Here is a 12465-nt window from a genome sequence, read left to right as displayed (position 1 = left end):
GATTATAATAGTCAAGATTTATTCTATCGTCATTGCCTGACGAGCCGGACGCATATGCTTTCAGAAAACGGTTACACAGATGTGGGATCTCCATCATCTTTTTAAAAAACATGCGCGTGATATTATACAATCATTACGCCGCAGAGGGCTTCCTGAAGAAACGGCTGCCGATCTGACGCAGGATACTTTTTTACGCGTTTTGGTCTCTCCGCCTGCGGAAAGCAAAACCACTTATAATCCCGCAGCCTATTTGTTCAGAATTGCGCGCAACCTCGGTACAGATCATCAGCGGCGTGAAGGTTTGCTGCGCAGAGCCGATCTCACACCCGAAGATTTCTCAGCCATTGCTGACCCCTCTCCCTCACCGGAAAAACAGGTCTATGACCGGCAAAAACTGATACTGGCACAACAGGCTTTGCAGGAACTACCCGCCCGAACGCGCAAAGCATTCGAGATGCACCGTATGGATGAGATGACCATTGCGGCAATTGCAGCGGAACTTAATCTCTCCGTGGGCAGAACATGGACCCTCATCAGAGATGCCTATGAATTTATTGACAGGCGCCTTACCGGACTGTGACAAATTTTCCCATACACTGAAAATTAACCACGCTCATTCGTAAACAGAAATGAGACAGTAATCTATCCGGACAGGCTTGAAACATATGACCAATTCCGCTGATGAGACAGAGGAAGCACAGCGGCTGTTTCGTGAAGCAGCCGATCTGGCTATCCGTCTGCAAAATGACCCCGTTAATCCCGTTTCTGCCGACATGATTAAAACATGGGTCACCCGCAGCCCTGCCCATGCCGCAGCCTGGGCGCGTGTGGCCGCCATTCATGGCATGACCGGCACTTTGTTCACAGAGAACCGGAAAATACCGGAGAAAAGCAAACTATCCCGCCGCAATTTTATAGCCGGAACCACACTCGGCCTTGGAGCCCTGACCACCGGCGCGCTGACAGTGCCGCGTCTGTGGCTGCTGTCGCAGGCCGATCACATCACCTCCACGGCAGAGATCCGGGACATTCCCCTGCCTGACGGCAGCCTCGCCACGCTGGGGCCTGACAGTGCAATTGCCGTTGATTTTTCTGAGCAAGGTCGTCGTATCGGGTTGCTGTCCGGCATGGCGTATTTTCAGGTTCAGCCGGACAGCGCAAGGCCTTTTACCGTCTCAACCGGCCCTATGCTGGTCACTGCGCTGGGCACGGCTTTTGATGTTTCTGCAGAAAAAGGTTTTCTCTCTGTGGCCGTGGCGCATGGCAGTGTTGAAGCCAGAACCGGCACAGCGGCAGGCGAAAAACTGGAGGCCGGTACGTGGCTTAGTTTTGACAGCGCAAGCAACCGGATTACCCGCGGCGAACAGGATCCATCACAAATTGCAGCATGGCGCTCCAATATGCTGTTTGCGGAAAATGAAACTGTTGCCGCCCTTTGTGCAAAAATTTCCCGCTGGCAAAACGGGCGCGTATTGATCGCTGATCCTTCACTCGGATCGCGCACGGTCAGCGGTGTGTTTGATCTTAACGACCCTGATGCAGCCATTGCAGCAGTTGTCCGGCCTTTTGGTGCTAAAACACGAAAAATTGCGTCTTTGCTGACAATTGTCTCTTCCGTATAAAATATGAGTAAAAACTGAATATTTTTATCCGCCACTCGTAAAGAAGAATATGAGGGCGCTTTCTCATGCAGAAAAAACGCCTGTAATGATTGACCGACGGAGTGAGCAGGCATGACAGGCGCCACCAAACAAGCGGCACGACACACCAAATGCAGCAAAGCCATGATAGCCGCTTTGCTGGCAACCACCGCAATGATAACCGGCGTGGTTCTGACAGCAACCAGCTTCAATGCACAGGCACAGCAACAGACAGGCTTCAATATTCCGTCCGGCCCGCTCAACCGTGCACTCGCAGCCTTTGGCAGCCAATCCGGCACCCAGTTATCCTATGAACCTGCTGTTGTGCGCGGGAAATCTTCTCCCGGGATTTCAGGTGCAGCCACCAAGGAGCAGGCACTGGCGCGGATTTTGCAGGGTTCCGGCCTGACCTATAATTTCACCGGTACAAAATCCGTGCTGATTACCGAGCGTCTTGCCGCCAATTCCGGCGGCACTGCGCCGGACGGCTCACTCATTCTGAACCAGATAACCGTTTCCAGCGGCGGAGCAATCGCTGCCGCAACAGCGCCTTATGAAACGGCAGCACCAACCACCTATATTTCCGGCGAAACAATTGAGCGTTATCGCGGTTCCAGCCCTGCGGATATGTTTCGCGGTACACCCGGTGTCAAATCCGGTGAAGCCCGCAATGGTGCAGGATCAATTGATGTCAATATTCGCGGTATGCAGGGCATGGGGCGTGTATCCACAACCATTGACGGCGCGGAAAACTCCGTCACCGTCTATCAAGGCTATCAGGGTGTTTCCAACCGCACCTTTGTTGATCCTGATTTTATTGCCGGTGTGGAAATCAACAAGGGGGCGGACACCGCTTCATGGGGCAATGCCGGTTCTGTCAGCATGCGCACTGTCGGCGTGGACGATATTGTTAAAGACGGTAATCACTGGGGTATCCGCGTTAAAGGCGGCATTGGCGGCAACACGTCCAAACCACTGGCCGGTGCTCTGAGCGGTTATCAGTGGCCCTATGCGCCATGGGATGCAATGAAAGCTCCTGTCGGTTCAAAAGACGGGTTGGACAGGCCGTCATTCCTGTCTCCGACATCCGCTTCCGGCAGTATTGTCGGCGCCTATAAAGGCGATTCAATCGATGTTCTGGCCGGTTATGCACGACGCAAACAGGGCAACTATCATGCAGGAACGCGTGGCTCTGCAGCGGCCGATCCGGTCAATCTGGGCAGACAGCCTTATTGCAATTCAATGGTTGCCATTCATTGCACACCCAGAAGCCCGGGCAATTACTGGAACGAATATTATGCCAATCAGGGGCTGACCAATTACCGTCCGGGCGAGGAAGTCCTCAACACCCAGCTGGAAACCGAGTCATGGCTGGCAAAACTCAATGCCCGTTTTGCCGACGATCATGAATTACAGCTCGGCTATATGGGCTATCGCAGCGAGGCCGGTGACAGGCTGGCCTCGCGCTTGAGCGGCATTAAAGACCAGTCCATACAGCAAAAGCAAACCGCAGGAACCAGTCTCGACACGGTGACTGCGCGTTATAACTGGAAGCCGGAAGACAATGAGCTGATTGATCTGCGTGCCAATCTCTACTGGACGCATCTGCAATTGCGTAATCCGGTACGCGGCGGGCGTGGTGTTACACCGGGAGGGATCGGCCTGCCTGCCGATTTCCGTGTCGGATCTGACAGTGATATGTGGGGCGGTGATATCCAGAACAAATCCTCTTTCACTTTTGATGCAGGCGATCTGGATTTGACTTACGGCACGTCTTTCCGTGTGGAAGATACGCGCGGCAGTGAACATTCCGCAGCTCTGGAAGGCTGGATGACACCACGCGATGCGATCCGCCATGAAGTCGCCGCTTATACGAAGGCTGCATATAAACCTGTTGACTGGCTTACTGTGAATGGCGGTTTGCGCTATTCGCATTTCTGGTCGAAAGACCGTTTCGACCCCTATGAACGCAATCAGATCAATAATGCAAAGGAACAGGGTTCCAGAACCAATGATGGCGGTTTCAGCCCGTCTGTCGGTCTGACTTTTGAACCGTGGGAACAGACCCAGTTCTATGTCAATTATTCCAATACGCTGCGCGCGCCGAGCATTATTGAATCCGTTTCCGCATTTAACAGCGTTACCGCAAATACAGATGTAAAACCGGAGCGTTCCAGCAACTGGGAAATCGGCACCAATGTCGTCCGTAACGGCCTGCTTGCCGATGAAGATACGGGTATGCTGAAGCTCGGTTACTTCAACTGGGATGTTAAAAACTACATCTCGCGCAATATTGTATATGACACTAAAAATTCGAGCAATTTTGCCCTGAATATCGGCAATATCCACCGTGCGAAGTTTTCCGGTCTGGAATTTTCCGGTCGCTATGAGCTGGACGGTTTCACAGCTGATCTCGCAGCCAATTATTATCTCAATGTTGAATATTGCCGCACATCCGACAGTTGCGACGGCAAGAGCCTCTATGGTGATTATGCCACCAACCATGTGCAGCCCAAATATTCGGTTGACCTGACCCTGTCGCAGAAACTGCTGGAAGAACGGCTGATGCTCGGCGGCCGTGTCTCCTATACGGGACCGCGTGCTATCGGTCATGGCGATGTGACGGCACAAGGCGCATCTGAATTCATCACACCGGTGCTCTGGAAACCCTATGCGCTTGTTGACCTGTTTGCAGAATATAAAATCACTGACAATCTGACAGCGGCATTCCGCGTCGAGAATGTGTTTGATAAATTCTACATTGATCCTCTGGGTCTTGTGACGCAGCCGGGCCCGGGTCGTACCTTCTATGCCAGCCTCACAGCTGATATCGGCGGTGAACAGCAATTGCCGTCCCTGCCGTCCTTCCTGACACGGCGTCCGACAGCTGAAGGCGCTCCGATTGACTGGACAGGCCTTTATGCCGGAGCTCATGCCGGTGGTGTTTTTGGCCGGACATGGGGCAACACAACCGCTCTCGACGGCACATCCAATGCGGTTGCGGCAACGGAATCCGCTGATTTCGGCATGGATAGCGGTTTGTTTGGTGTGCAGGCCGGTTATAACTGGCAATTGCCAAACCGTGTGGTACTGGGCATCGGTGCAGACTGGAGCAAAACCTATCTGAATGCTGCACATAAAGCCCGTACAACAGAGGGCGATTTTGCCGGCACCGGCAATGTGCAGGCGCAGACCCTCTATGACATTGACTGGACTGCCGCTGTGCGCGGTAAACTCGGCTATGCTTTTGACAATAAATGGATGCTTTACGGCAGTGGCGGTGTGGCCTTTGCCCGCGAGAGCCAGTCGCGCGAGCAATATCGTGTCAGTGCAGACAGTTCTGACAAGGTCACAGAAATTGCGCTGACTGAAAAGGAGAAAGCAACACGCTTCGGCTGGACAGCCGGCGGCGGGATTGAATATGCCATTAATGACCGGTGGTCGGTGATGGCGGATTATTCCTACACACGTTTCGGCAAAACCAATTTCAACTTTAACAATGCCCGTGCCGGTATCATGCGTGACTGGGAAACACAGGAAAAGACTGGCGTTGAGATTGTTGACCCGTCAAAACAGCCGGGAATGGGCGACTTCTGCACTCAGTTCCCGCAATATTGTGAGCCTTATGAAAAAGCGATCTATGAGACGGTCAAGCATGAAGGATCGTCGAGTGTTAAAAACGGACGCAAAGCATCCAATTCGCTCGATTTTCATACATTCAAAATCGGTGTGAATTACCGGTTCTGACAAACTCAAAAGCCGGTCTGAGAAAACTCAGACCGGCTTTTTTATTTAATGTTCAGAGCCTGTATGGCCATGTTCTTTGCGCTTGGCAGCATCATCCACCAGCTCATACCACATGGCGTTGAGCACCGCGAAAGCCGCTGCGAGAGGTAGTCCTAAAACCCAGGCGAAATACCACATTTAAAACCTCATATTATATAAGAGACAGAAATGATGACGGAAACGGGCATCAGTAATGCCCCTCTTCCAGATCACTTTCCGTCACTTTTCCGCGCAGCACATAATAGACCCAGCTCGTATAGAGCATGATGATCGGCAGCATAATGCCGGTGCTGATCAGCATGATGAACAGGGTCAGATGGCTGGATGAGCTGTCCCAAACCGTCAGGCTGGCACTCGGATTCAGCGAGGATGGCAGGATGAACGGGAACATTGCCACACCCACCGATGTAATCACACCGAAGATCGACAATTTACCGAACAGCAATGCCACGAGCGGACGCCGTGCCCACACAAAGAGGATCACCGCGAAAGGCGACAGCAGGCCGAGGGCAGGCACAGCCCACAGAGCCGGATAGCGCAGATAATTGGCAAGCCATGCGCCTTGCTCAACCACTGCGGTTTTAAACAGCGGGTTAGACGGACCGTTCGGATCAATCTCACTGGTAATGCGGTAACCCAGACCGGATTTCCAGAGATACAGCCCTGCGGCGACATAAAAGACCACTGTCAGCAATGCGAGAAGCGTACCGTATTTTTTTGCACGTTCAGCCACAATGCCTGTGGTTTTAACACAGAGCCACACACAACCATGCATGGCCAGCATGATGACTGACATCAGACCTGCCAGCAGCGCAAACGGGTTAAGCAAGGCAAAGAATGAACCTTCATAGAAGATCATCATATCGTCATTGATACGGAACGGCACGCCGAGCAGCACATTGCCGACAGCCACACCAAAAATCAGTGACGGCACAAAACCACCGATGAACAATGCCCGGTCCCAATTGTTGCGCCACAGCGAGCTTTCACGCTTGTTGCGGTATTTAAAGCCGACCGGCCGCAGGATCAGTGCGAACAAAATGATGAACATCGCCAGATAGAAGCCGGAGAAAGACACCGCATAAAGCTGCGGCCATGCGGCAAAAATCGCACCGCCGGCCAGAATGAGCCAAACCTGATTGCCTTCCCAGACCGGTTCAATGGTTTCCAGCACCAGTCTGCGTTCCAGATCGGTGCGGGCAACAAATGGCAGCATGGTTTCAATACCAAGGTCAAAACCATCCATTGCCGCAAAGCCGATGAGCAGCACACCCAGCAATACCCACCAGATCAGACGTAAGGTTGAATAATCAAGAAGTTCGGACAAAACCATTATTTTGCCTCCCCGATTTGTACCGGTTTACTGGGAACAGGTTTCTCAAAGGGTGCGGAAACCGGAGCATGATCCGGCTGCGGCCCGTTACGGATCGCACGGATCATCACGCCCATCTCAATAATGAACAGGACTGTATAGATCAGGATAAATCCGCTCAGTGAGATCAGCACGGTTACAGGGCTGAGATTGGAGACCGCCACGGCTGTCGGCAGAACCCCTTCAATACTCCATGGCTGACGGCCGAATTCCGCAACCAGCCAGCCCATTTCTGCAGCCAGCCAAGGCAGAGGAATAGAGAAGACCGCAACCCAGAGCAGCCAGCGGTGTTTGTCCAGTTTTCTGCGTGCAGACAGGAAAAAGAAGGTGCCGGTCAGCAACAGGAAATAGAAGCTCAGGCCCACCATCACACGGAAGGCAATGAACAGCGGCAGCACACCCGGAACAGTATCATTGGCGGCAGCCACGATCTGCTCATCCGTGGCGGTACGCGGATCATCAACATATTTCTTCAGCAGCAGACCATAACCCAGACGCTCACCATATTGTTCAAAAGCCTGTTTGGCTTCTGCCGGTGCCTGCTCGCCCCGTGGCGTTGCTTTGATTGTCTGCAAAGCATCATAAGCCTTGATGCCATCACGGATACGATCCTGAGCCTGCAAAACCAGCTGGTTAATACCTGGAATTTCAATGGTCAGGGAGCGCGTACCGATCAGCCCCATCACATAGGGAATGTGAATGGCATAATGGGTCACGCGGTTTTCCTGATCCGGCACACCAATCAGCGTGAAAGATGCCGGAGCCGGTTCTGTATCCCACATGGCCTCAATCGCAGACATTTTCATGCTCTGATGGTCGGATGTCAGATAGCCGCTTTCATCCCCCAGCACCACAACCGACAAAGCACCGGCCAGACCGAAAGAAGCCGCCACAGTCATCGAACGTTTGGCAAGTTCCAGATGACGGCCTTTGAGCATATACCATGCCGAAACACCGAGAATGAAAATGGAAGCTGTGACATAACCGGCAGATACTGTGTGCACGACCTTGGCCTGCGCAACAGGGTTGAAAACAACGGCAAAGAAGTCCGTGATTTCCATACGCATGGTTTCAGGGTTAAAGCGCGATCCGACCGGATTTTGCATCCAGCCATTGGCCACCAGAATCCACAATGCGGAAATATTGGAGCCGATCGCCATCAGATAGGTCACGGTCAAATGCCCGATTTTGGACAGGCGATCCCAGCCGAAGAAAAACAGGCCGATAAAGGTCGCTTCCAGAAAGAAAGCCATCAGCCCTTCGAGCGCCAGCGGCGCACCGAAAATATCCCCGACATAGTGACTGTAATAGCTCCAGTTCATACCGAACTGGAATTCCATCACAACGCCGGTGGCGACACCGGTTACAAAGTTAATACCAAACAATGTACCCCAGAATTTTGTCATTTGCCGCCAGATCAGGCGGCCGGTCATCACATAGACCGTTTCCATGATCGCCAGCAGAATAGACAGGCCGAGCGTCAAAGGAACAAACAAAAAGTGGTACATGGCGGTGACTGCAAATTGCAGACGGGATAGTGAAACAATATCCAGTTCCATCATCATCCGCCGCGGGGGCGCGGCGCTCCTGTTGTAGCTTAGCGCCGGAAACTATTCGGTATCCGGCAAACTATGCTTGAAAACAAAGCTTTTACGCGTCTCTCCGGAAAATAGGGGGCATTCCGGTCAAAATGCGCGTATATCAAACAGTCCGTATGACCGGCATTGTTGCCGGAAATGTCTGTGAGAAACCTGCAGGGCGGATATGCTCTATCTATTTGCTTTTATTCGTATCTTGTCCGAAAACCGCTTCGCACTTTTCGGGGCACGCTTAAAATAGACCAATTCTAGACTATACTAATTTATAGCATCAGGAAATGCATATCCGTTCCGGCTGGTAATACCGGCCGGTTACAGGGTTCTCACAGTGTGGGGATGAAAGCGGCGCTTGGGAGAAAACCGCTTTCAAAATCAGATAATGTGATCCGTTTTTGTCAGATCATCCCTCTGATTATGTGTAAAAAATCATGCTTCATAAAGCGGGGCTTCCTTTTCAAAGACATGGCTGTCAACGTGTCCGGTTCCGGACAGGTATTCTTGTTAAACCTGACGCAGTGTCTTCAGAATATCTGAAAATGCCTGCGTTCCTTTCAATGCTTCTGCCATCATGCGACCATTGCTCATCACGACGATACGGTCTGCAATCTCGGCTTCGCGGCGCAGATGTGTCGCAATAATCATGGTTCTGCCGTGGCCACCATTCTGACTTGTTGCCTGTGCCAGTCGCTGCAGAATGTCCTGCGCAGTGGCTTTATCCAGCCCTTCCGTCGGTTCATCCAGCAGCCAGAGCGGGGTATTGTGCAGAAACAGACGCGCCAGTGCGAGACGGCGTGCCTGACCGCCGGACAAGCCAAGGCCGCCCTCGCCGAGCATTGTTTCCAACTGCTGCGGCATGTCACCTACCGTTTCTGACAGGCCGGCCATTTCCAGTGCCTGCATCAGATCATCGTCCGTTGCCTTCGGCTGAGCAAGACGCAGATTTTCCGCGAGACTATCCTGAAACAACTGGGTTTTCTGCGTCAGCAGCGTTGCTGCCTCATGACGGATAATACCGGAATCCGCGGTCACCTCACCGGCCAGCAAAGCCATGAGCGTCGATTTACCTGTGCCGCTTGTGCCGACAATCGCCAGTTTTTCACCCTTGCGCACGCTCAGACTGATATCCTGCAGCACCAGAGGCATCTTGTCCTCATAGCGCATATTGATCTGTTCCAGATAAACAGCCTCATGAGGATCGGCCGGTTGTACAGGCACATAGAAATGCGGCTGGGTTTCATAACGGTCGCCAACGCGATGCGCAGCCATCAGCGTGCGGCCAAGTTCCATGGCACCGCGGCGTAATGCTGCAAACGGTTCCATCGCTCCCAGTGCCATCAGCAGCGCAAAAGCAGCAACAGCAGGTGAAATAGTGCCAGCCTCTGCAAGCCAGACACCGCCGAGCAAAGCAACACAGAGCAGCAAAGCCGTAGCGATACCAAAACCGGCACCGACCGAAATTTCAATCCGGTTGAGCTGATCATCGGCATCGGACAATCTTTTGTCAGCCGCACATATGTTTGCGCTTTGCGCTTGCAGACGTCCCGCCATCAGCAGATCGGTCTGGCCGGAGACCAGATCAATGCTGCGCGCGCGTACGGCTTCAACAGCTTTGGCACGGCGGCGCATTGGCTTCATCGCCCAGAGTGCTGCAATCAGCGGCAGGCCAAAACCGGCAAGCACCAAAACCGCCACCATTGCCAGCGAGAAAGTGCTATCCATCAGCCAGAAAGCAAAACCAACCACCAGCATGGTGACAAAAGCCGCACCGGCAGGCACCAGCACGCGCAGATAAAGCGCATCCAGCGCATCAATATCCGCCGTCAGGCGGAACAGCAGACGGCTCGGACGGCGCAAAAGTTCTTTTGCTGCCTGCGGTGCAGCCCAGCTGCGGAACAATTTCTCGCGCAATGCTGCCAGCACAGCCAGCGTTGCATCATGGGTGACCAGACGCTCCGCATAGCGTGACGCAGTGCGCAGAATAGCCAGCAGGCGAATACCTGCAGCCGGTGCAAATACGTCAAAAGCCAAAGCTGTGGCCGTTGCCAGACCGGCAATTGCTGTTGCGGTGATAAACCAACCGGACAGACCAAGCAGCAGAATACCGCACAAAACAGTCACAGCAGCGAGCAACATGCCTGCCCATAATTTGCCGCGCTTTTCCGAGAAAAACAGTTTGAGAACCGGTTTCAGAACTGCAAGTTTCTTCATTCTGCCGCCCTCCGTGCAGAACATACAGGTGCAGCAGCATTGCCGCTGTCTTCCTGCACATGCAGATTTTCCGCACCGCTCAGCCTGTCAACGCGAATGATGCGTCCCATTTTGCGCGCCAGTTCTTCATCATGGGTGGCAATAATCAATGTCTTGCCTTGCGCCATAGCCAGAAGACCCTCTGTTGCCTTGAGCGCGGTTTCACTGTCGAGATGGGCAGTCGGCTCGTCGGCAAAGATAATATCCGCACCGGATTTCAGAGCTGCCCTTGCCAAAGCCAGACGCAGGCCTTCACCACCGGAAAGACCGGTGCCGTTTTCACCAAGATCACTGGCTGCAGCGGCAGAAGCCACATTATCCAGCGCTGCTGTCTTCAGTGCAGTCTGCACATCGCTCAGGGCAAAACCTTCACGGCCGAGTGTAATATTTGAACGCACAGAACCGGAGAAAATATGCGGCTTCTGGCCAATCCATGAGAATTGCTGACGCAGTGTGTCAGCACTGCTCTGATCGAGCACGGTATCATGTATCAGAACATCACCACTGCGTGGTGCGATCAGACCGGCCATCATCGCCAGCAGTGTTGATTTACCGCTGCCGCTTGGTCCTAAGAGTGCAACATGCTCGCCTTGCGCAATCTGTAAGCTAAAGCCGGAGAGCAGATCAGTCTCATCATCTGCATCATAGCTGAAATCCACATCGCGCAGAGTGACAGCATGGTTTTTATCTGTTTCAGCCGGTATCGCAGTCGCAGCAACCGCGGTGAGTTTCATACCGCCTGCACTGATATTTTCCAGCGCATCAATCGCGGCTTCACCGGCAGCGCGGTCATGCCAGACGGCTGAGAGTTCGCGCAGCGGTTCAAAAAATGTCGGCGCCAGCAACAGGATAAACAGCCCCTGCCCCAATGTCAGCGTTGCGCCCCACGCGCCGAAATTCAACTCACCCAGAAGATGGAAGCCGATATAAACCGCAACCATCGCCACGCCGAGCGCTGAAAACAGCTCCAGTACCGCTGAGGACAGGAAAGCAATGCGCAACACGATCATGGTTTTATGGCGCAGTGTTTCCGCATTATGACGCAACCGTTGTGCGGTCAGGTCAACAGCGTGGAATGTGCGGATTGTTGCCAGTCCGCGCAAACGGTCGAGCAGGAAACCATTCATCTGCCCCATTTCCACCAGCTGTTCTTCACTGGCGGCTTTGGCGCGATAACCGATCAGCGCCATGAAAACCGGAATAAGCGGTGCCGCAACCAGCAAGACCAGTGCCGCAGCCCATGAATACCACAGCACAGCAATCAGAAAGACAATGGGAACGATCATGACTTTCATCTGCACCGGCTGGTAACGCGACCAATAAGTCACTACCATTTCGGCCTGTTCGGCGAGAATGCTAGCCGCCTCACCCGATGCCGCACGGTTGCGATCCAGCGGGGAGCGGTCAGCCAGCGCCTGCACCGATTTTGCACGCAGATCAGACAAAGCCGCGCGCGATGTTTTAAAAGCAATCCGCTCGCCCGCGCCCTGCAAAATGGTACGCAGCAGGCCAAGCAGAAAAATACCGGCAACGATCATCAGAAGATTGCTGACTGTACCGCTGACGGTCAGCTCATTGATCGCATAGGCCATCAGGCCCGCCTGCGGCAGCCAGATCAGCGCCGCCAGAACCTGTAACCAGCCGCCTTTGCGTAAATTGGCCGGTTGTGCACGTTTTTTACGGCGCCGTACAGACGCCTTTACAGTTCCGGCAGCCTTGTCGCTGCCGGTAACTGTTACTGCATCAGACATGGATCGTTCCGGCGTTGCCGCCGGAATTTCCGAAGGGGCAGACGAACCGGATAAAGCTTCACTCACTCCGT

The 12465-nt window shown here is 53.4% G+C and carries 8 protein-coding genes; 3 read left to right on the top strand and 5 right to left on the bottom strand.

The window, feature by feature from the left end; translation table 11 throughout:
* The first annotated feature begins 79 nt into the window (after window positions 1–79).
* The 3 genes from BKD14_RS12475 (at window position 80) to BKD14_RS12465 (ending at window position 5387) form a co-directional block, all read left to right on the top strand.
* A complete protein-coding gene (locus tag BKD14_RS12475) occupies window positions 80–580 on the top strand; it encodes a sigma-70 family RNA polymerase sigma factor (RefSeq protein ID WP_075656480.1) in 501 nt (166 codons plus the stop codon).
* Window positions 581–665: 85 nt separating this feature from the next.
* A complete protein-coding gene (locus BKD14_RS12470; protein ID WP_075656478.1) occupies window positions 666–1622 on the top strand; it encodes a FecR domain-containing protein in 957 nt (318 codons plus the stop codon).
* A gap of 111 nt (window positions 1623–1733) precedes the next feature.
* The gene (locus tag BKD14_RS12465; protein ID WP_245293637.1) at window positions 1734–5387 is read left to right on the top strand and encodes a TonB-dependent receptor; all 3654 of its coding nucleotides are present in this window, start codon (window positions 1734–1736) and stop codon (window positions 5385–5387) included.
* Between the two features lie 45 nt (window positions 5388–5432).
* Here BKD14_RS12465 and cydX read toward each other — a convergent pair whose 3' ends face one another.
* The 5 genes from cydX to cydD all read right to left on the bottom strand — a co-directional run bounded on the left by cydX (window position 5433) and on the right by cydD (window position 12460).
* The gene (cydX, locus tag BKD14_RS12460) at window positions 5433–5564 is read right to left on the bottom strand and encodes a cytochrome bd-I oxidase subunit CydX (RefSeq protein WP_075656476.1); all 132 of its coding nucleotides are present in this window, start codon (window positions 5562–5564) and stop codon (window positions 5433–5435) included.
* A 49-nt stretch (window positions 5565–5613) separates the two neighbouring features.
* On the bottom strand, window positions 5614–6759 hold the full coding sequence (gene cydB, locus BKD14_RS12455; RefSeq protein WP_075656474.1) for a cytochrome d ubiquinol oxidase subunit II: 1146 nt from the start codon (window positions 6757–6759) through the stop codon (window positions 5614–5616).
* Entirely contained in the window at window positions 6759–8357 is a 1599-nt protein-coding gene (locus BKD14_RS12450; RefSeq protein ID WP_075656920.1) for a cytochrome ubiquinol oxidase subunit I, read from the bottom strand. The genes cydB and BKD14_RS12450 overlap by 1 nt, the downstream gene beginning before the upstream one ends.
* A 540-nt stretch (window positions 8358–8897) precedes the next feature.
* Complete coding sequence (gene cydC, locus BKD14_RS12445) at window positions 8898–10604, bottom strand: thiol reductant ABC exporter subunit CydC (RefSeq protein ID WP_075656472.1); 1707 nt, start codon at window positions 10602–10604, stop codon at window positions 8898–8900.
* Window positions 10601–12460: a thiol reductant ABC exporter subunit CydD gene (gene cydD, locus BKD14_RS12440; protein WP_245293636.1), complete on the bottom strand. Its 1860-nt coding sequence runs from the start codon at window positions 12458–12460 to the stop codon at window positions 10601–10603. The genes cydC and cydD overlap by 4 nt, the downstream gene beginning before the upstream one ends.
* Window positions 12461–12465 lie beyond the last annotated feature (5 nt).

The organism is Pseudochrobactrum sp. B5, from assembly GCF_001939785.1.
In the GTDB taxonomy this organism is placed as follows: domain Bacteria; phylum Pseudomonadota; class Alphaproteobacteria; order Rhizobiales; family Rhizobiaceae; genus Pseudochrobactrum; species Pseudochrobactrum saccharolyticum.
Note: the sequence above shows the minus strand (reverse complement) of the source record. Positions and strands in the feature narration are given on the sequence as shown.